Here is a 19,549-nt window from a genome sequence, read left to right on the forward strand (position 1 = left end):
AGCGGCTTCACTCGGCGCGACATGCGGGACGTGAGGTCCCACAGCCCGCGGGCCTACGGCCCTGAGAGCGTGTGGGCCTGAGGGCGTGCGGACCTGAGGGCGTGCGGGGCTCCTGACGCTCGGGCTCACGGCGATGGTGTGCGGCATGTTGCGGGGCTCATGGCGGACGAGGGCCGTCGGCCAGGGGGCACCGTGACGCGCAGGTATGTCGCGGACCGCTACGCCCGCCGTCTGCGTGCACCGCGGTCACGGTGCGGCTGCCGTGCCACCCCCACGGCACCGGGCCGCTACCCGGACCGCGTCGGCCAAGCGGTCCAGTACGGCGGCCGCTTGTTCGTCGGTGATGGTCAGGGGAGGCAGCAGCTCTACGACGCTCGCGGTCCTGCCGGCGAGTCCGACGATGAGGCCGCGTCGCAGGCACTCCTGCTGGACTACGGCCGCGAGTTCGGGGGCGGCGGGGTGCGGTCTGGTTCTGTGCGGCCCGCTGCCCGGCGTAACCGGCGCCCCTGCACCGCCTTCCGCAGGTCCTGGGGCGCCGGGAAGGATGGGGCCTCTTTCTCCTTGGGGGCCGGCCCCTCCCGGGTCCACCAGCTCGACCCCGATCATCAGCCCTCTCCCCCGCACATCCCCGACGCAGGCGAACTCGGCAGCGAGTGGGCGGAGTTGATCCAGCATCCGCGCCCCGAGGGTCGCCGCACGCTCGGCGAGGGCGTTCTCCCGGACGTGGGCGAGGGTTGCCATGCCGGCGGCCATGGCGAGCTGGTTGCCGGGGAAGGTTTCGGCTGGGGTACCGGGGTGCCCGGTGTCGAGGTCGTCGCGGTAGACCACGACGGCCAGGGGCAGGCTGCCGCCGATGGCGTTGGAGAGGACCATCACGTCGGGGGTCACGCCGCTGTGCTCGACCGCCCAGAAGGCGCCGGTCCGGCCCACACCGGTCCTGCTCTCGTCGGCGATCAGCGGGATGGACCGGTCGGCGGTGAACTGTCGGACGCGACGCAGCCAGCTGTCCGGAGCGGGGAGGACCCCGCCCTCGCTCCGGACAGGCTCGACGATCATCCCGGCCGGCGCCCCCTCCCTCAGGTGGTCGGGGAGAGACTCGGTCCAGCGGGCGGCGAGATCGGACCCGCCATCGCCCACGGCACCGAAGTGACAGCGGTGGTCCTGCGGAGAGGGCAAGCAGGGGATCCGCACGCCATGGGCGTCCTCGAGCGGGTCGTCGAGTGCCCCGGCGCTTCTCACCCAGCCGGCTCCGGTGAACGCCAGCAGACCGTTCCGGCCGGTCGCCGCGCGGACCAGGGCGCAGGCCGTCTCGACGGCGTTGCTGCCGGCCGGCCCGCAGAACCGCACGTGCGCCCGTTCGGCGAGGCCCGGCGGCAGCGTGCGGAGCAGTTCGGTGAGGAAGGCGTCCTTGACGGGTGTCGCCAGGTCGAGGGTGCTCAACGGTGCCCCGGAGTCGAGGACCTTGCGGATGGACTCCAGGACGACCGGATGGTTGTGGCCGAGGGCCAGAGTGCCGGCTCCGGAGAGGCAGTCCAGGTAGCGGCGGCCGTCCGCGCCCTCGATGGTGAGTCCCCGGGCCCGCACCGGAACGATCGGCAGGGCACGCGCGTAGGTCCGGGCTGCGGGTTCGCGTGCGGCCTGGCGGCGCAGGATTCCCTCGTGCGCATGGCGCTGGGCGCGGGTGGCGTCTGCAAGAGCTCCGCCGGGGAGGGGTGTCGCCTGCGTACGCCCCACAGCGGCCTCCTCCGACGCACAACCCCCATGGGTGGTTTCCGCCACGACTTCCCTGACCTCCCACCGGGCACGGGCACAGAGGACCGAGCACGGACAGCAGGCCCCCCACCGCTACCAACCCCGGATCACTCACCGGGTTACGGGTTGCCTCAAGATCCTTTCCGTGACGGAACTGTTGCGGATCCGTCGGATCGCCCCCACAGGCACCGCATAGTGTGTGATGCCGTTCCCGGACACCGCGAAGCCACCCTGAACTTCCCACTGAGCAACGGGAGTCGGGGCGGAAACCGCCGGTTCGTCCATGTTCGTTCCGTTCCAGGGGGAGAGTCAGATCATGCGACCCACACGACGTCCGTCGTCCGATGCCGCCCGAGGGTGGAGGGTGCGCCGCAGGAACTCCCCCGCCCTGGCTGCCTTGGCCCTCGTCTCGGCACTCGCCCTGACCGCCACCGCCTGTGAGTCGGGCGATGCGACGGCGGACGGGGAGGCCTCCGCGTCCGCCACGGCCTCCGGCTCCGGCACCGATGACGGCAAGTTCAGGATCCCGGACGACATCAGGGACCGGCTCCGCGAGCACGGGATCGACATCGACAAATGGAAGAACGGCGCCTGGAAGAACTGGGACCGGGACGACTGGCTGCGCGAGGCGAACGAGTACGTCAACCCGATCATCGAGGGGCTCTGGAACCCGGACCGGATGCGGGAGGCCGAGGAGCCCGACCAGGGCGTCGACGACAGCGACCTCTCCGGTGACCAGGGCGTGACCGATCCGACGCCCCAGCCGGTGGAGGCGCAGGCCGTGCCGCCGTCGTACCACGCGAACGTGCCCACGGCAGGGAAGGTGTTCTTCGACTCCCCCGAGGGGTCGGCCGTCTGCTCGGCGACGGTGGTGAAGGACCCGGCGCACCCGGGCAAGTCCAACCTGGTGTGGACAGCGGGCCACTGCGTGCACGCGGGCAAGAAGGGCGGCTGGTACCGCAACATCGCGTTCGTGCCGTCGTACAACGACGACGGAAAGCCGGTGGCGGAGCTGGAGAACGCCACCCGTGAGGACGTCGCTCCCTACGGGGTCTGGTGGGGCGACTGGGCGCAGACCTCGGACCAGTGGATCGAGCAGGGCGGCTCGACGGGCGGTGACGGCGCGCCGTACGACTTCGCGGTCATCCATGTCACGCCGGAGAAGGGCAGCGGCGGCAAGTCGCTGGAGGAAGTGGTCGGTTCGGCGCTGCCGGTCGACTTCAAGGCGCCCGCGGTGCCGCAGGTGAAGAGCGTCACAGCGATCGGCTACCCGGCCGCGAAGCCCTATGACGGGCAGAAGCTGTACCGGTGCCAGGACCGGCCCGGGCGGCTGTCGGTCACGGCGTCGGATCCGACGATGTACCGCATCGGTTGCACCATGACCGGCGGTTCGTCCGGCGGTGGCTGGGTCGCGACCGGCTCGGACGGCAAGCCGGCGTTGGTTTCCAACACCTCGATCGGGCCGGTGACATCCGGATGGCTGGCCGGACCGCGCCTGGGTGGGGTGGCCAAGGGCGTGTACGACTCGGTCAGCAAGAAGTTCGCGGGTCGGTGACGGCCGGCTGAACCTCGCCGCCGGAGGAAGAAGGATCCCGGCGGCGCACCCGCTCCTCAGGGGCGCCCCGGGTGGGGCGGCGCGCCGGAGCCTCCGGGCTCATGACATCCGCCCCGGGGGCTCTCGCAAACCTTCACCGCCCCACCCCGGTACGCCCTCAACTCCACGGGCATAGTGGGGTGTCGCGCGGAGCCAGCAGCTCCCCACCCGTGCCCTGCACACGCGGCACCGGCACCCATCACCACTCTCACCAGCACCGCATTCGTACGCACCAACGGGGGTCATCGCACCATGCGTTCCACACGTACGCCCGCACCAGGGCGTGGACGGGGCACCGTCCTCGCCGCCGCCGGGCTCGTCGCCGCCCTGGCGCTCACCGCGACCGCCTGTGGCGGTTCCGGGGATGCGGCGAGCGACAAGCCCGGCGCCACCGGCTCCCAGGCCGCCGCGGACGGCGGCGGCAAGGTCCGGATCCCGGCCGATCTCGCGGGCAAGCTCAAGGAGCACGGGATCGACGTCGACCAGTGGAAGAACGGCGGCTGGAAGGACTGGGACAGGGACAAGTGGCTCAGTGACGCCAAGGACTTCGTCAATCCGGTGATCGAGGGCCTCTGGAAGCCGGAGCGGATGCAGTCCGCCGAAGAGGCGGACAAGAGGATCACGACGAAGGACGCGTCGGCCGGCCAGGGCGTCAGCGACCCGGATCCCGCGCCCGTCAGGGCACAGGCCGAGAAGACGCCGTACCACCGCAACGCGGCACCGGTCGGCAAGGTCTTCTTCGACTCCCCCGACGGCCCGGCCGTCTGCTCCGGCACGGTCGTCAAGGACGTCAACCACCCGGGCAAGTCCAACCTGGTGTGGACGGCGGGCCACTGTGTGCACGCCGGGGGCGACGGCGGCTGGTACCGCAACATCGTGTTCGTCCCGGCGTACAACGACCTCGGCAAGTCCGAGGCGGAGCTGAACAACGCGAACCCGGCGGAGATCGCCCCGTACGGCAACTGGTGGGCGAACTGGGCCTCCACCTCCAACCAGTGGATCCAGGGCGGTTCGGAGAGCGGCGGTGACGGCGCCGCGTACGACTACGCCGTGCTGCACGTGAAGCCCGAGCAGGGCGCCAAGTCCCTGGAGGAGACGGTCGGCGCCGCGCTGGACGTGGACTTCTCCGCTCCGTCCGCGGCCGAGGCCGCCAAGATGGGCGCCTGGGGCTACCCGGCCGCGCCGCCCTACAACGGCGAGAAGATGTTCAAGTGCATCGACGCCCCCGGCCGGTTCTCGCTCAGCCCGTCCCTGCCCACGATGTACCGCATCGGCTGCGACATGACCGGCGGTTCCTCCGGCGGTGGCTGGTTCCGGGTCCTTAACGGCAAGTCCGTGCTGGTCTCCAACACCTCGATCGGCCCGGCCGACAACACCTGGCTGGCGGGGCCGCAGCTCGGCCGTGACGCCGAAGCGCTCTACCAGAACATGAGCAAGACCTACGGCGGTCAGTGACCGCACAATGCGCACATACCGAAGGCCCGCCCCCCGGCGACGGGGGGCGGGCCTTCTCGCGTTCGAGCGAGACGCAGGCTCAGGCGAGACGCGCCGCCCCGCCCGGGCGAGACGCGCGCGCAGCCGGACTCAGAGAGCGGGCGCGGGAGCGTACGGCGTAAGCTCCGCCGCCAGCTCCTCGTGCACCCGCACCTTGAGCAGGGTGCCCTCCGGGGTGTGCTCCTCGGAGATCACTTCGCCCTCGTCATGCGCGCGGGCGACCAGCTTGCCGTGCGTGTACGGCACGAGCGCCTCGATCTCGACCGACGGACGCGGCAGCTCGTTGTCGATGAGCGCGAGCAGCTCCTCGATGCCCAGGCCGGTGCGGGCCGAGACGGCGATGGACCGCTTCTCGACGCGCAGCAGCCGCTGGAGCGTCAGCGGGTCGGCCGCGTCGGCCTTGTTGATCACGACGATCTCGGGCACGTCGGTGGCGCCGACGTCCCGGACCACCTCGCGCACGGCCGCCAGCTGCTCCTCCGGGAACGGGTGCGAACCGTCGACCACGTGCAGGATCAGGTCGGACTCGCCGACCTCCTCCATCGTGGAGCGGAACGCCTCGACCAGGTGGTGGGGCAGGTGGCGGACGAAGCCGACGGTGTCGGCCAGCGTGTACAGCCGTCCGCTCGGCGTCTCGGCCCGGCGCACGGTCGGGTCGAGGGTCGCGAACAGGGCGTTCTCGACCAGCACGCCCGCGCCCGTGAGGCGGTTGAGCAGCGAGGACTTGCCGGCGTTGGTGTAACCCGCGATGGCCACGGACGGCACCTTGTGACGCTTGCGCTCCTGACGCTTGATCTCGCGGCCGGTCTTCATCTCCGCGATCTCCCGGCGCATCTTCGCCATCTTCTCGCGGATCCGGCGCCGGTCCGTCTCGATCTTGGTCTCACCGGGACCACGGGTGGCGAGGCCGCCGCCCTTGCCGCCGCCCATCTGCCGGGACAGCGACTGACCCCAGCCGCGCAGTCGGGGCAGCATGTACTGCATCTGCGCGAGGGCGACCTGCGCCTTGCCCTCTCGGGACTTGGCGTGCTGGGCGAAGATGTCCAGGATCAGGGCCGTCCGGTCGATGACCTTGACCTTGACGACGTCCTCGAGGTGGATCAGCTGGCCCGGGCTGAGCTCACCGTCGCAGATGACGGTGTCCGCGCCCGTCTCGATGACGATGTCGCGCAGTTCCTCGGCCTTGCCGGAGCCGATGTACGTGGCCGCGTCGGGCTTGTCGCGGCGCTGGGTGACTCCGTCGAGCACCAGCGCACCGGCCGTCTCGGCGAGGGCGGCGAGCTCCGCGAGGGAGTTCTCCGCGTCCTGCACGGTTCCCGAGGTCCAGACGCCGACGAGGACGACCCGCTCCAGGCGGAGCTGGCGGTACTCGACCTCGGTGACGTCCTCGAGCTCGGTGGAGAGGCCCGCCACACGGCGCAGGGCCGCGCGGTCGGAGCGGTCGAACTGGTCGCCGTCCCGCTCTCCGTCGATCTCGTGGCTCCAGGCGACGTCCTCTTCCATCAGGGCATCGGCCCGAAGACCCTCGGGGTGGCTGTGCGCGAAGCGCTTGGAGTCCTGGGAAAAGGAAGAAGAGGAGGTCATTGGATCCTTACGTTGGTGGGAAACCGTTCCATGCCTGCAACGCACGGGCGGTCCGGGAGATTCCCGGCGCTTCGTGCCGCGCCGACCTGAAGATGGTCGCACGGCACGGGGCGTCTCGTCACCGTGTTATCGCGCCGCCGCATGCGCCGGCCGGACCTGCTGCGCGGGCACCTGCGGCCCGACCAGAGCCCGCGGCTGCGCGGGGGTCTGCGACGCCTTCGCGTGTGCCTGCGGCTTCCAGTCCGGGTGCCCGGGCATCGGCGGGGTCTTCTCGCCGTACAGCCAGCCCTGGAAGAAGCCGTCCAGGTCGCGTCCGGAGATCTCGGTGGCCAGCCGCACGAAGTCCGCCGTCGTGGCCGTGTCGTCCCGGTACCGCTCGACCCAGGCGCGTTCCAGGCGTTCGAAGGCCGGGCGGCCGATCTCCTGGCGCAGGGCGTACAGGACGAGCGCCGCGCCGTCGTACACGTTGGGCCGGAAGATGCTGGTCTTGCGGCCGGCGTCGGGAGCCTTGGGGGCTGCGGGTGGTCCTCCGGCGGCGCGCCAGCGGTCGGAGGCGCCGTAGGCGGCCTTCATCCGGTCCCGCATCGGCTTGTCCGCCTGTTCCTCGGCGTACAGCGCCTCGTACCAGGTGGCGTGTCCCTCGTTGAGCCACAGGTCGGACCAGGTGCGGGGGCTGACGCTGTTGCCGAACCACTGGTGGGCCAGCTCATGGACCATGATCGACTCGGCGTACCACGACGGGTAGATCCGGTCGGTGAAGAGCTCGCGCTCGAAGAGCGACAGCGTCTGGGTCTCCAGTTGGAAGCCGATGGAGGCGTCGGCCACGAGCAGGCCGTACGTCTCGAAGGGATAGCGGCCGACCTTGCTCTCCATCCAGGTGATCTGTCCGGGGGTCTTCCCCAGCCAGGGTTCGAGCGCCTTGCGGTGCTCGGTCGGGACGACGTCCCGTACGGGGAGCCCGTGCGGGCCGGTGCGGTGCAGCACCGTGGAGCGGCCGATGGAGACCTGGGCGAGCTCGGTGGCCATGGGGTGCTGGTTGCGGTAGGTCCACGTCGTCGCCCCGCCCGACTTCTCGACTCCGGCGGGCAGGCCGTTGGCGACGACCGTGTTCCCGTCGGGCGCGGTCACCCGGATGGTGAACATCGCCTTGTCGGAGGGGTGGTCGTTGCAGGGGAACACCAGGTGGGCGGCGTCGGCCTGGTTGGCCATGGCGAGGCCGTCCGCGGTGCGCACCCAGCCACCCCCGGCGCGCACGGGGTCGCTGGTGTGCCGCACGGTGATCCGCATCCAGGTGCCGTCCGGCACCGAGTCCTCGGGCGTGATCACCAGGTCCTCGCCGGCGGTGTGGAACTGAGCGAGGTGGCCGTCGACCTCGACCGACTCGACCTTGCCGTGGGCGAAGTCCAGGTTGACCCGGTCCAGGTCGGCGGTGGTCCAGGCGTCGATGGTCGTGACGGCCCGCAGCGGCTTGCTGTTGCCGCCCGGGTAGGTGAAGGAGAGGTCGTACGACGCCACGTCGTAGCCGGGGTTGCCGAGGTACGGGAAGAGCCGGTCGCCGACGCCGAGCGGCACGGCGGGGGTGCTCGCGGCGATGAGGCAGACGGAGACGGCCGATGTGAGCAGAGCGGCTGCGGTCCGGCGCCGCCGGGTGGGGGCGGTGGCCTGTCTGTGGGGGGTCAGGAGCATGTCCCACGGCTATCAGCGCACGACTGAGCGCTGCGGGCGGCGCGCTTCCGCCCCACCCGAACCGGGGACCGGGGCCTGCGCCGGGTGCCGCTCCCGCCCCCGGTCGAGACCGCCCGGAAGGTGCGGTGGGCCGATGGCATCCGCTCCGCGTGCAGTCCCGCCGCCCGGCAGGTCCGGGCCGGCTCAGCGCACAGATGGTGAATCCGTGAGACGGCCGTGCCGTGTCAGTTGCCCTGTGGCTGCGGCTGTGACCTGCTGACGTCGTACACCCCGGCCACGTCGCGCATCGCGCGCATCAGGCCCGGCAGGTGGCCCGCGTCGGGGAGCTGCACGGTGTAGGTGTGCCGCACCTGCTGCTGGGTCGGCGGCTCGACGGTCGCAGAGACGATCTCGGCACCCTCCGACGCCATGGCCTCGGTGAGGTCGGCCAGCAGATGGGGGCGGACGAACGATTCCGCGACCAGCGTGACCCGGCACTCGGCGGCCTCCCCCCAGTGCACGCCGACCTCCGCACGCCCCCCGGCCTTCATGCGCGCCACCGCGGCGCACTCCACGCGGTGCACGGTGACCGCTCCCCCGCGTACGGCGAAGCCGGTGATCTCGTCGGGCGGTACGGGGGTGCAGCAGCGGGCGAGCCGGACGGACGCGCCGGGCAGGTCGGCGAGGACGGTGCCGGTGGCGGAGCGGTCGGCGGGCTGTTCGGGCACCGCGTCCGGCTCGGGTACGCCGGTGGGCCGGGCCCCTGACCGGCCGCCGGTGGGCCGAACCCTTGTTGCGCCGTCCGCGGGCCGGACACCTGTCCTGCCGTCCGGGGGCCGGACGCCTGTCCGGTTCTCCGCGATCCGCGCCCCCTCGCTCTGCTGGGACTCCGTCTGTGCCGGATGGGCGGCCAGCCACCGCTGGATGGCGATCCGTGCGGCGGGAGTGTGCGCGTGCTCCAGCCACTCCCGGGAAGGCTCCGACGCCGCGTCCTGGCCCATGAGGAGCTGGACGGTGTCGCCGTCCCTCAGCACGGTGCTCAGCGTCGCCAGTCGGCCGTTCACCCGGGCGCCGATGCAGGCGTGCGCGTCCTCGCCGTACTGCGCGTAGGCCGCGTCCACGCAGGTCGCCCCCTCGGGCAGGCCGAGGGTGCCGCCGTCGGGGCGGAAGACGGTGATCTCACGGTCCTGGGCGAGGTCCTCGCGCAGGGTCGACCAGAAGTGGTCGGGGTCGGGTGCCGCCTCCTGCCAGTCGAGGAGCCGGGAGAGCCAGCCGGGGCGGGTGGGGTCGACGCGCTCGCCGTCGGCCGGGTCCTCGGGGGCCGGTGCGTACGGGTTGCCGAGGGCGACGACGCCGGCCTCTGCGACCTTGTGCATCTGGTGGGTGCGGATGAGGACCTCGACGACCTGGCCGTCCTGACGCGCCACGGCCGTGTGCAGCGACTGGTACAGGTTGAACTTCGGTACGGCGATGAAGTCCTTGAACTCCGAGACCACCGGTTTCATACAGGTGTGCAGTTCACCCAGGACGGCATAGCAGTCGGCGTCCTCGTTCACCAGGACCAGGACGCGGCCGAAGTCGGAGCCGCGGAGCCGGCCGCGTTTGCGGGAGACGCGGTGCACCGAGACGAAGTGGCGGGGGCGGATGAGGACTTCCACCGGGATGTCCGCCTCGCGCAACACACCGCGCACCTCGTCGGCGACCTCGGCGAGCGGGTCGTCCGCGCGGGCCGCGTTGCGGACGATCAACTCCCTGGTGTGCGCGTACTCCTCGGGGTGCAGGATCGCGAAGACGAGGTCTTCCAGTTCGGTCTTGAGCGCTTGGACGCCGAGCCGTTCGGCGAGCGGGATGAGCACGTCACGTGTCACTTTGGCGATGCGCTCCTGTTTCTCGGGGCGCATGACGCCGAGGGTGCGCATGTTGTGCAGCCGGTCGGCGAGCTTGATCGACATGACGCGGACGTCGTTGCCGGTGGCGACGAGCATCTTGCGGAAGGTCTCGGGTTCGGCGGCGGCGCCGTAGTCGACCTTCTCCAGTTTGGTGACGCCGTCGACGAGGTAGCGGACCTCCTCACCGAACTGGTCACGGACCTGGTCCAGCGTCACGTCCGTGTCCTCGACGGTGTCGTGCAGCAGGGACGCGGTCAACGTCGTGGTCTCGGCGCCGAGTTCGGCGAGGATCAGGGTCACGGCGAGGGGGTGCGTGATGTACGGCTCGCCGCTCTTGCGCATCTGGCCGCGGTGCGAGGACTCGGCCAGGACGTAGGCGTGGCGCAGGGGTTCGAGGTCCGCGTCGGGGTGGTGGGCGCGGTGGGCGTCGACGACGTGGCTGATGGCGTCGGGCAGCCGGCCTCGGGCGGCGGGGCCGAGCAGGGCCGCGCGGCCGAGGCGACGCAGGTCGATCCGGGGGCGGGCCTTTCTGCGGGGGGCTGTCGGCGTCACCGCTGCTGACACCGCGCCCGGCATCTGGCCTGGGGTCACGGAATTCGTGGCCTCCGCACTCATGGGCACCTCCGGCTGCGTCAACCGGCGGACGGGTGCCCCAGAGCGGACACGACTCAGGGGGCGGCTTCGGTCCCCCGTCCGGGCCGGTGCTTGATGCTACCGAGCCCACCACGCCGGACCGGCCGCCTCTCGCCCAGCGTGAAACTGATCACCCATTCGAGGGATGAATGTGAGGTTTTGTACCCCTGGACAGAGCGAGGCCGGTGATGCGGATTCCGCCAAGTGGCCGGATTCAACTGCCGTTTCGGGTCTGCGGCCGAAGGTGCGCGGGTGTTTCAGGACACCCGGCTCCGGCTCACTCGGAGGTCGCCGTTTCCAGCCAGTCCGCGTCGATCTCGCCCTCGGCCACGATCACGGCCGGGCCGGTCATCTCGATCTCGCCGTCGGGCCGCTCGGTGATCACCAGAGTGCCGCCGGGGACGTCCACGGTGTAGGTGGCCGGGGTGCCCGTTGCCGTCGGGTCGGCGCCGTCGCGGCGGGCGGCGGCCACGGCGACCGCGCACGCGCCCGTGCCGCACGAGCGGGTCTCGCCGGAGCCGCGCTCGTGCACGCGCAGCGCGACGTGCCCGGGGCCCCGGTCGACCACGAACTCGACGTTCACACCGTCCGGGTAGGCGGCCGCCGGGCTGAAGGGCGGCGGGGAGAGCAGGTCACCGGCGTGCGCCAGGTCGTCCACGAAGGCGACCGCGTGCGGGTTGCCCATGTTGACGTTCCGGGCGGGCCAGCTGCGTTCGCCGACGCTCACCGTGACGTCACCCTCGGGGAGCACCGCCCGGCCCATGCCGACGGTCACGTCACCGTCCTTGGCGATGTGCACCGTCTTCACGCCCCCGCGCGTGGCGACCGCGAGGTCCCCCTCGGTCACGTGACCGGCGCGCTGGAGGTAGCGCGCGAACACCCGCACGCCGTTGCCGCACATCTCCGCGATCGAGCCGTCGCTGTTGCGGTAGTCCATGAACCACTCCGCCTCGGCGGCCATGTCCCTCGCCTCGGGGTGCGCGGCGGACCGCACCACGTGCAGAAGCCCGTCACCGCCGATGCCCGCGCGCCGGTCGCACAAGGCGGCGACGGCGGCAGGAGGCAGGTCGACGGCGTTCTCCGGGTCCGGGACGATCACGAAGTCGTTCTCGGTGCCGTGGCCCTTGAGGAAGGCGATCCGCGTGCTCATGCCTCGATCGTAAGGGGTGCCTCCGACATCGCCCCGCCGCGCCCGGGACAGCGCCCTGGGGTGACTGACGGCAGCACCCCGGAGTACCTGCGACAGCGCCCGGCGCGCCTGCACGGCGCCCCCGCGGCCGTAAGGCGATCAGCGCAGTCGCGCCACACGCCACACGGCGAGGACCACCACGACGGCCACGACCAGGGCGTACGCGACGACGACCCGCCAGTCGGGTCTGCGGCCGGAGCCACGAGCCGGCAGGCCCGGCCAGGTGTAGCCGACGCGGCGGGCGGCCATCATGCCCCAGCCGGCCGCGCAGGAGCAGATCAGCAGGCCCAGCATGGCGATGACGGCCCCGCTGTCGCCGAAGTCGAAGGCGAGCGGGAACGCGAACATCAGGGAGCCGACTGCCGCGAGGGCCACGATGGGAGCCAGTTGCCAGATGCCGAGCCGGCGCTGCGGGCGCAGCTCGACCTCGACCTCGTCGGCGAACATCTCGCCGGGCTCGGGACCGTCGTCCGTCACGCCCGGCGTCTCGTCGGGCCCGTCGGAGCTGAGGTGGTCCGTCTCCTGCTCCGAGACGTCCCCGAGCCCCGGCTCATCCCGCTCGGCGGTGATGTGATCGGTGCTTCGTGCGGTGTCGCGAGGGCCGGCCTCCATCGCCACGCGCCCTCCCAACTAGGACTCAACTCGGTCGATCGAAGCTCGATGATGGCACGCCGCCGAGGGGCCGGATGACGGCCTGGGCGTCCCGATGCCATGACGTGATCAGGCTGTAACCGGTCGTTCGACCAAGGACAGTGCGAGCTGCGGAAGTTCCGTGAGGTCGGCCGCGGCCCCACTCAACCAGTGCACCCGCGGATCGCGCCTGAACCACGAATCCTGGCGGCGCGCGAAGCGCTTGGTGGCACGCACGGTCTCGGCCCGCGCTTCGCCGAGCGTGTACTCCCCGGAGAGCGCCGCGAGCACCTGCTGGTAGCCGAGCGCGCGCGAGGCCGTACGCCCTTCGCGCAACCCGTGCGCCTCGAGTGCGCGCACCTCGTCCACGAGACCGGCGTCCCACATCCGGTCGACCCGGCGCGCGATGCGCTCGTCGAGCTCGGGGCGGGCCACGTCGACGCCGATCTGGAGGGTGTCGTACACCGAGTCGTGGCCGGGGAGGTTGGCCGTGAACGGCCTGCCGGTGATCTCGATCACCTCGAGCGCGCGGACGATCCGGCGGCCGTTGCTCGGCAGGATCGCGCGGGCCGCCTCGGGGTCGGCGGCGGCCAGGCGGGTGTGCAGGGCGCCGGAACCGTGCAGCGCGAGCTCCTCCTCCAGGCGGGCGCGGACCTCGGGGTCGGTGCCGGGGAACTCCAGGTTGTCGACGGCCCCGCGCACGTACAGGCCGGAGCCGCCGACCAGGATCGGCCAGCGGCCCTCGGCGAGCAGCGCGTCGATCCGCTCGCGGGCCAGACGCTGGTACTCGGCGACGGACGCCGTGACGGTCACGTCCCAGATGTCCAGCAGGTGGTGGGGGACTCCGTCGCGTTCTTCGGGCGTCAGCTTGGCGGTACCGATGTCCATCCCTCGGTAGAGCTGCATGGAGTCGGCGTTGACGACCTCGCCGCCGAGCCGCTGGGCCAGGAAAACGCCCAGATCGGACTTTCCGGCCGCAGTCGGCCCGACGACGGCGATGACGCGGGGGGCGGGGGGTGCGCTGCTCACCGCACCAGTCTCGCAAACCTCACCACCTGGTCTCGAACGAGTTACGTGACGCGGCGGACGCGGGGTCGTTGCCCGTTGCGAGGTTCCTGCCGCCGGACCGCAGAGGCGGTGGCCCGGGCCGCGCAAATTGACGCACCGGGCAACGCGGGATTTCGCCCGCACGAGTAACGTATGGAGTAGATATGGGCGTTTTTGCACGACTTCTCCGGCGGTCGAAGGCCACGGCGGAGACGCCTGCAGCCGAGGCTCAGGCCGACACCGCTAAGGCAGGGACCGAGACGGAGACGGAGACCGCCCAGGCGCAGACGGCCGAAGCGGCCGAGGCTGCGAAGGCGAAGGGCACCGACGGAGCCACGGAAGCGGCGGTGCCGGCCGCCGAGGCCGCCGCCGAGGTCACCGAGTCCGAGGGCGTCGACATCCCCAAGCAGCAGTCCACCGAGAAGGCGGCCGACAACGAGGCCGGCGAGGGCGCCCGCACGTGACCGCCCCGCGTGAGGGAAGGTGAGCCATGGGTCTCATGGACAACGTGAAAGCCAAGCTGGGCCCGGCCAAGGACAAGGTCTCCGACCTCGCACAGCGGCATGAGGGCAAGATCCACCACGGTCTCGACAAGGCCGCGCAGGCCGTCGACAAGAGGACCAAGGGCAAGTACAGCGACAGGATCCAGTCGGGCACGGGCCGGGCCAAGGGTGCCATGGTCCGACTCACGCACCATGGTGACCACGCACCGGGGGGCACGACCACGCCCGGCCCGGACGGCACGACGACGCCTCCCGGCACCGGCCGGACGGCACCACCGCGGGACACGGCTCCCCCACCGAAGACGGCTCCTCCGACGGACGCGGGCGGCACTCCGCCTCCCGGGGCGCCGCCGCCCACTTCCTGAGGTCGCGTCGGCGCCGAGGATCACGTGCGCGCACCCGCACGTTGACGGGCACGGAAGGACACATCGGCGGACGGCCGCGGAGCACGAGGGCTCCCGGCCGTCCGCCGTGTTCCCGCCCCTGCGGCCCGGGCCCGAACCCTGCTCACACCCCGCGCTACGACCAGGCGGCGACGACGTAGCCCACTCCGTAGGGCGCGTCCTCGTACAGCAGTGAACCGCCGAGGTTCGCGCCCTCGGCCGCGCCCGCCAGGACCTGCCAGGGGGCCCGGCCGGACACCTTCAGCTCCTGGGCCAAACCGGTGTCCAGCGCGGTCAGTGCGGCCAGGTCGGCCGCGCCGAGCGCCCGCGCGACCTCCGCGTCGAAGGGCGCGGCGCGTTCGTCCAGGTAGCCCGGCGCCTTGAGCGTCCGGCACGCGCTGGCGTCCCCCATCACCAGCAGGGCCACCCGCTCGGCCCGGGCGGCGATGTCCCTGCCGTACCGCGCGCACAGCTCTGACGGGGAGGACTCCGCCACCCCGAGTCCCTCGACCGGGGCGTCGGACCAGCCGGCCCGCTCCAGCAGCCAGGCGGCCACAGCCAGCGAGTACGGCAGGCGCTGTTCCGTGTCCGCGTTCTCGGCCGCTCCCAGCCGCACGTCGAGGTCGACGCCGAAGCCCCGGAAGGACCCCGCGGTGCCCTCCGGGTAGGTCTCGAGCCCGGCACCGTCCTTCGGTCCGACGACCACGAGCCGTCCCGGCCGGGCGGCGGCGAGCACGCCCAGCGCGTCCGTGCAGGCGACCCGCGCGGCATCCAGTTCCGGCGCGGCGCCCGCGGCGACGTCGGGGACCAGCAGGGGCGGGCAGGGGCAGACAGCGGCGGCGACAAGCATGATCGGCAGGGTAACGCTCAGCGGCCGGCGTCACCGCACGGGGCGGCGGCCGCCCGGCACGGTCACAGCCGCACGGGGCGGCAGGGACCCGAACAGTCACAACCGCACGGGCGGCGGTACCCGAACAATCACAACCGCACGGGACGGCGACCGCCCGGCACGCTCACGGCCACACCCGCCGCGCCACGGCGCGGGGCGGCGGGGGCACGGCTCAGTCGCAGCCGCACCCGCTCGCCACGGCCGGCAAGGGCTCCGGTGCACCGACCTTCGGCAGGCCCAGCATCACGCCGGCGGGCTTGGCCTTCTCGGCCGCGTTCCGCTTCTCCCAGGCGTCGCCCGCACGCGTGCGGCGCACGTCCAGCACGGGCCCCTCGGCGAGGAGGTGGTGCGGGGCGGCGTAGGTGATCTCGACCGTGACGACGTCGCCGGGGCGGACCTCCTGGTCCGGCTTGGTGAAGTGCACGAGACGGTTGTCGGGGGCGCGGCCGGACAGGCGGTGGGTGGTCTCGTCCTTGCGGCCCTCGCCCTCGGCGACCATCAGCTCCAGCGTGCGGCCGACCTGCTTCTTGTTCTCCTCCCAGGAGATCTCCTCCTGGAGGGCGACGAGCCGCTCGTAGCGCTCCTGGACGACCTTCTTGGGGATCTGGCCGTCCATCTCGGCGGCCGGGGTGCCGGGGCGCTTGGAGTACTGGAACGTGAAGGCCTGGGCGAAGCGGGCCTCGCGCACCACGTGCAACGTCTGCTCGAAGTCCTCCTCGGTCTCGCCGGGGAAGCCCACGATGATGTCCGTGCTGATCGCGGCGTGCGGGATGGCGGCGCGGACCTTCTCGATGATCCCGAGGAAGCGCTCCTGGCGGTAGGAGCGGCGCATCGCCTTCAGGACCGGGTCGGAGCCGGACTGGAGCGGCATGTGCAGCTGCGGCATCACGTTAGGCGTCTCGGCCATGGCGGCGATGACGTCGTCGGTGAAGTCGCGCGGGTGCGGAGAGGTGAAGCGGACGCGCTCCAAGCCGTCGATCGTCCCGCAGGCGCGCAGCAGCTTGCTGAATGCCTCGCGGTCGCCGATGTCGGAGCCGTAGGCGTTGACGTTCTGCCCGAGCAGGGTGATCTCGGAGACGCCCTCGGCGACCAGGGCCTCGATCTCGGCGAGGATGTCGCCGGGGCGGCGGTCCTTCTCCTTGCCGCGCAAAGCCGGGACGATGCAGAAGGTGCAGGTGTTGTTGCAGCCGACGGAGATGGAGACCCAGGCCGCGTAGGCGCTCTCGCGCCGGGTCGGCAGCGTCGACGGGAACGCCTCCAGCGACTCGGCGATCTCGACCTGCGCCTCGTCCTGCACGCGCGCGCGTTCCAGCAGGACGGGCAGCTTGCCGATGTTGTGCGTGCCGAAGACGACGTCCACCCAGGGCGCCCTCTTCACGATGGTGTCGCGGTCCTTCTGCGCGAGGCAGCCGCCGACCGCGATCTGCATCCCGGGGCGGCTCGCCTTCTTCGGGGCGAGGTGGCCAAGGTTGCCGTACAGCTTGTTGTCGGCGTTCTCACGCACCGCGCAGGTGTTGAAGACGACGACGTCCGCCTCGTCGGCGCCCTGGGGTGCGCGGACGTAGCCCGCGTCCTCCAGCAGTCCGGACAATCGCTCGGAGTCGTGGACGTTCATCTGGCATCCGTAGGTCCGGATCTCATAGGTCTTCGATGATCGAACGTCCACTGCCGGGCTCCGGTCGCTGCTGCTGGTCATGGTTCAAGGGTAGGTGCTTCCCGGACGGCGGCGTCCACAAGGTGCTGCGGCCGCCCGGGACCCGCGGCCGCACGACGGTGACGGAGCGGACGGTGCGGTCAGCGCCGCTGTGCCGCCGGCCGGACGGGAGCGTCGGCGGCGCCGAAGCCGTGGGAGCCGTCGCCCGAGATCGTGGGTGATAGCCGCGCCGGCCTCAGGGGCTGAATCGCGGGTCCGTTGGAATAGGGCACGGGCTCCGGGCGGCTGTGGGCGGTCCCCGCGCCGGCCTCAGGGCTCGATGAGTCCGGCCCTGATCGCGTACCGGGTCAGCTCCAGGCGGTCGCGCATGCCGAGCTTCTGCAGCAGGTTGGCGCGGTGGCGCTCGACGGTCTTGGCGCTGATGAAGAGGAGCTCCCCGATCTCCTTCGAGGTGTGGCCCTCGGCTACCAGCTTGAGGATCTCCTCCTCGCGCTCGGTGATGGCCCGTTCCGGGAGGTCGTCGCCCCGGTGCAGCCGCTCCACATAGGAGCGGACGAGGGCGCGTTCGGCTCCCGGGTAGATGAACGGCTCGTCGCGCACGGCGGCCCGGCAGGCCTCGACCAGATCGCGGTCGGCGACCGACTTGAGGACGTAGCCGCTGGCCCCTGCCCTCAGCGCCTCGAAGAAGTACTCCTCGTTGTCGTACATCGTGAGGATCAGGATGTGCAGGCCGGGCAGCCGGCGGGAGAGTTCCCGGGCCGCCTGGAGGCCGGTCATGCGGGGCATGGCCACGTCCAGGACGGCCAGGTCCACGGGCGTTTCCCGGGCCTTGGCCACGGCCTCGGCACCGTCCCCGGCCTCCGCCACCACGGTGAGGCCGGGCTCCCCGTCCAGGATGAGGCGCACGCCCCGGCGCACGAGCGTGTGGTCGTCGGCGAGCAGCACACGGATCGGTGTGGACATCAGCGGGGCCCTTCGGTCACCGGTACGCGCAGCCGTACGTCGGTGCCCCCGCCCGGCGCCGGCTCCAGAGTCAGCGTGGCACCGATCAGCAGGGCGCGCTCGCGCATGCCCGTGATGCCGGCGCCCTCGGGGGCGTCGCCGAGGCCCGTGCCGTTGTCGCGTACGAGGAGCCCGACGCCGTCGGGGACCGGATGGAGGCGGAGTTCGGCCCGGTCGGCGGCGGCGTGCCGGGCGGTGTTGGTCAGGCCCTCCTGGGCGACCCGGTAGACGACGAGCTCCGCCTCCGGTGTCAGGGCGGGAAGCTCGCCGGTGACGTGATGGCGCACGGTCAGCCCGTGGGTCGTGAACTCGCCGGCGAGCGAACGCAGGGCGCTGGCCAGCCCGAGTTCCTCCAGTACGCCGGGCCGCAGGCGGCGGGCGATGCGCCGGATCTCGTCCAGGCCGGCCCGGGTCGCCTCCTGCGCCTGGCCCACCTCCTCGCGAAGGTCCTCGGGCGCCCGGTCGGCGACGCGCTTGAGCTGGAGGAGGACGGCGGTCAGGGTCTGTCCGACCTCGTCGTGGAGCTCCCGGGCGATCCGGTGCCGTTCGCTCTCCTGCGCGGACAGCGCCCGGGCCGTGCCCGCGGCCCGCTCGGCCTCCAGCCGGTCGAGCATCGTGTTGTACGTCGTGATCAGCCCGGCCGTCTCCGCCGGGCCCGAGACCACGGGCCGGGAGCCCGGGCGCAGCAGGTCCGCAGTCGCCATCGCCCGGTCAAGCCGCCGCAGGGGCACCAGGCCGAACCGCAGTACCAGGGCGTTGCCGGCGAGCAGCAGCACCAGACCGCCGAGCAGGACGAGGGCCTCGCCCGCGAGGACGGGGGTGGACACGGTGACCGGGCCGAGCAGCAGCGCCGTGGCCACGACCAGGCCGGCGGCGTTGAGCGAGAAGATCCGCCAGAACAACGACACGCTCGCCGATCCGCTCCTTCCCGCCTTCGCGCAGTGCACTGCCCCGTTCACTCTCTCCCGCGACCGGCCGCTGCGTATATCCGTCACGACACCCATGTCGTCACCGTACGGCCGGATGGGAGCATGCGGAGTTGACCCGTCCGATGATCGACACCGGTCACATCGGGCCGGCACAGCAGAACAAACAAGACCAGCAGCACGAACAGCACGACCACGACGGACGAGACGAACAAGGGGAAGCAACGTGTCAGCTCCGCGCCTGAGGGCGACGCCGCTGCCGGGCATCGGGGTCCAGTACGACCTGGAGACCCGGGAACACCGCCATCTGTCGGTCGTGGCGCACCGCGACGGCACGCGCACGGTGAACGTGTACCGGTCCGACGATCCCGACTCCTGCGCGCACTCGTTGAAGCTGACCAGCTCGGAGGCGGGCTCGCTGATCGACGCGCTGAAGCCGTCCCACCACAGCCCGAGCCTGCTGTACACCACGGATCTCGGGCTTGTCGCCGAGCGGATCGAGGTGCCCGCGGCCTCCCGCTGGAACGGGCGGGTGCTCGGCGACATGCGGATGCGGACGGAGACGGGTGCGTCGGTGGTGGCCGTGCTACGGCGGGCCGAGGCCATCCCGTCGCCCGCGCCGGACTTCCGTCTGTCGGGCGGTGACACGCTGATCGTCGTCGGCACCCGCGAGGGCGTCGACGCGGCCGCGACCATACTCGGGCGGGAGTGAACT

Annotated in this window: 16 protein-coding genes; 5 read left to right on the forward strand and 11 right to left on the reverse strand. The window is 71.9% G+C overall.

The genetic code is table 11. The annotated features are described in order from the left end of the window. Positions 1–246 precede the first annotated feature (246 nt). On the reverse strand, positions 247–1,653 hold the full coding sequence (locus tag AB0937_RS24635) for an aminotransferase class III-fold pyridoxal phosphate-dependent enzyme (protein WP_366714389.1): 1,407 nt from the start codon (positions 1,651–1,653) through the stop codon (positions 247–249). Between the two features lie 415 nt (positions 1,654–2,068). On the opposite strand from AB0937_RS24635, the gene AB0937_RS24640 reads away from it, so the two are divergent. Both AB0937_RS24640 and AB0937_RS24645 read left to right on the forward strand, forming a co-directional pair. Then, complete coding sequence (locus AB0937_RS24640) at positions 2,069–3,307, forward strand: hypothetical protein (RefSeq protein ID WP_366714341.1); 1,239 nt, start codon at positions 2,069–2,071, stop codon at positions 3,305–3,307. A gap of 291 nt (positions 3,308–3,598) precedes the next feature. Then, a complete protein-coding gene (locus AB0937_RS24645; RefSeq protein WP_366714342.1) occupies positions 3,599–4,801 on the forward strand; it encodes a hypothetical protein in 1,203 nt (400 codons plus the stop codon). A gap of 129 nt (positions 4,802–4,930) precedes the next feature. On the opposite strand, the gene hflX is transcribed toward AB0937_RS24645, so the two are convergent. The 6 genes from hflX to miaA all read right to left on the reverse strand — a co-directional run bounded on the left by hflX (position 4,931) and on the right by miaA (position 13,459). Continuing rightward, positions 4,931–6,424 carry a GTPase HflX gene (gene hflX / locus AB0937_RS24650; RefSeq protein WP_366714343.1) on the reverse strand — a complete coding sequence of 498 codons (1,494 nt, stop codon included), beginning with the start codon at positions 6,422–6,424 and terminating at the stop codon, positions 4,931–4,933. 126 nt (positions 6,425–6,550) lie between these two features. Beyond that, positions 6,551–8,110: a M1 family metallopeptidase gene (locus tag AB0937_RS24655; RefSeq protein WP_366714344.1), complete on the reverse strand. Its 1,560-nt coding sequence runs from the start codon at positions 8,108–8,110 to the stop codon at positions 6,551–6,553. A 224-nt stretch (positions 8,111–8,334) separates the two neighbouring features. Further along, complete coding sequence (locus tag AB0937_RS24660) at positions 8,335–10,593, reverse strand: HD domain-containing protein (protein ID WP_366714345.1); 2,259 nt, start codon at positions 10,591–10,593, stop codon at positions 8,335–8,337. 295 nt (positions 10,594–10,888) lie between these two features. Next, positions 10,889–11,761: a diaminopimelate epimerase gene (gene dapF / locus AB0937_RS24665; protein ID WP_366714346.1), complete on the reverse strand. Its 873-nt coding sequence runs from the start codon at positions 11,759–11,761 to the stop codon at positions 10,889–10,891. Between the two features lie 138 nt (positions 11,762–11,899). Further along, positions 11,900–12,412, reverse strand: coding sequence for a hypothetical protein (locus AB0937_RS24670; protein ID WP_366714390.1), 513 nt, complete (start codon positions 12,410–12,412; stop codon positions 11,900–11,902). Positions 12,413–12,520: 108 nt separating this feature from the next. Next, a complete protein-coding gene (gene miaA, locus AB0937_RS24675; RefSeq protein WP_366714347.1) occupies positions 12,521–13,459 on the reverse strand; it encodes a tRNA (adenosine(37)-N6)-dimethylallyltransferase MiaA in 939 nt (312 codons plus the stop codon). Positions 13,460–13,641: 182 nt separating this feature from the next. Here miaA and AB0937_RS24680 point away from each other — a divergent pair, with 182 nt between their 5' ends. Both AB0937_RS24680 and AB0937_RS24685 read left to right on the forward strand, forming a co-directional pair. Further along, positions 13,642–13,941 carry a hypothetical protein gene (locus tag AB0937_RS24680; protein WP_366714348.1) on the forward strand — a complete coding sequence of 100 codons (300 nt, stop codon included), beginning with the start codon at positions 13,642–13,644 and terminating at the stop codon, positions 13,939–13,941. Positions 13,942–13,967: 26 nt separating this feature from the next. Beyond that, on the forward strand, positions 13,968–14,345 hold the full coding sequence (locus AB0937_RS24685) for an antitoxin (protein ID WP_366714349.1): 378 nt from the start codon (positions 13,968–13,970) through the stop codon (positions 14,343–14,345). A gap of 154 nt (positions 14,346–14,499) precedes the next feature. Here AB0937_RS24685 and AB0937_RS24690 read toward each other — a convergent pair whose 3' ends face one another. From AB0937_RS24690 to AB0937_RS24705, 4 genes are all read right to left on the reverse strand, one after another. Then, positions 14,500–15,213 (reverse strand): class III extradiol dioxygenase subunit B-like domain-containing protein, encoded by a 714-nt coding sequence (locus tag AB0937_RS24690; RefSeq protein ID WP_366714350.1) that lies wholly within the window; start codon positions 15,211–15,213, stop codon positions 14,500–14,502. 211 nt (positions 15,214–15,424) lie between these two features. Further along, a complete protein-coding gene (gene miaB / locus AB0937_RS24695) occupies positions 15,425–16,948 on the reverse strand; it encodes a tRNA (N6-isopentenyl adenosine(37)-C2)-methylthiotransferase MiaB (RefSeq protein WP_366714351.1) in 1,524 nt (507 codons plus the stop codon). A 267-nt stretch (positions 16,949–17,215) separates the two neighbouring features. Beyond that, a complete protein-coding gene (locus tag AB0937_RS24700) occupies positions 17,216–17,869 on the reverse strand; it encodes a response regulator transcription factor (RefSeq protein ID WP_366714352.1) in 654 nt (217 codons plus the stop codon). Then, entirely contained in the window at positions 17,869–18,816 is a 948-nt protein-coding gene (locus tag AB0937_RS24705; protein ID WP_366714353.1) for a sensor histidine kinase, read from the reverse strand. The genes AB0937_RS24700 and AB0937_RS24705 overlap by 1 nt, the downstream gene beginning before the upstream one ends. A gap of 244 nt (positions 18,817–19,060) precedes the next feature. Between AB0937_RS24705 and AB0937_RS24710 the strand changes: the two genes are divergently transcribed. Then, entirely contained in the window at positions 19,061–19,546 is a 486-nt protein-coding gene (locus AB0937_RS24710; RefSeq protein ID WP_366714354.1) for a TrkA C-terminal domain-containing protein, read from the forward strand. Positions 19,547–19,549 lie beyond the last annotated feature (3 nt).

Origin of the sequence: Streptomyces sp. NPDC047880 (assembly GCF_040706515.1) — a bacterium.
Lineage (GTDB): Bacteria > Actinomycetota > Actinomycetes > Streptomycetales > Streptomycetaceae > Streptomyces.

What these genes read in the sequence shown, in the direction of transcription:
- hflX (WP_366714343.1), bottom strand. Translation starts at nt 6,424, where the DNA reads ATGACCTCCTCTTCTTCCTTTTCCCAGGACTCCAAGCGCTTCGCGCAC.
- AB0937_RS24690 (WP_366714350.1), bottom strand. Translation starts at nt 15,213, where the DNA reads ATGCTTGTCGCCGCCGCTGTCTGCCCCTGCCCGCCCCTGCTGGTCCCC.
- AB0937_RS24670 (WP_366714390.1), bottom strand. Translation starts at nt 12,412, where the DNA reads ATGGAGGCCGGCCCTCGCGACACCGCACGAAGCACCGATCACATCACC.
- AB0937_RS24680 (WP_366714348.1), top strand. Translation starts at nt 13,642, where the DNA reads ATGGGCGTTTTTGCACGACTTCTCCGGCGGTCGAAGGCCACGGCGGAG.
- AB0937_RS24645 (WP_366714342.1), top strand. Translation starts at nt 3,599, where the DNA reads ATGCGTTCCACACGTACGCCCGCACCAGGGCGTGGACGGGGCACCGTC.
- AB0937_RS24640 (WP_366714341.1), top strand. Translation starts at nt 2,069, where the DNA reads ATGCGACCCACACGACGTCCGTCGTCCGATGCCGCCCGAGGGTGGAGG.
- AB0937_RS24655 (WP_366714344.1), bottom strand. Translation starts at nt 8,110, where the DNA reads ATGCTCCTGACCCCCCACAGACAGGCCACCGCCCCCACCCGGCGGCGC.
- AB0937_RS24700 (WP_366714352.1), bottom strand. Translation starts at nt 17,869, where the DNA reads ATGTCCACACCGATCCGTGTGCTGCTCGCCGACGACCACACGCTCGTG.
- AB0937_RS24660 (WP_366714345.1), bottom strand. Translation starts at nt 10,593, where the DNA reads ATGAGTGCGGAGGCCACGAATTCCGTGACCCCAGGCCAGATGCCGGGC.
- dapF (WP_366714346.1), bottom strand. Translation starts at nt 11,761, where the DNA reads ATGAGCACGCGGATCGCCTTCCTCAAGGGCCACGGCACCGAGAACGAC.
- AB0937_RS24685 (WP_366714349.1), top strand. Translation starts at nt 13,968, where the DNA reads ATGGGTCTCATGGACAACGTGAAAGCCAAGCTGGGCCCGGCCAAGGAC.
- miaB (WP_366714351.1), bottom strand. Translation starts at nt 16,948, where the DNA reads ATGACCAGCAGCAGCGACCGGAGCCCGGCAGTGGACGTTCGATCATCG.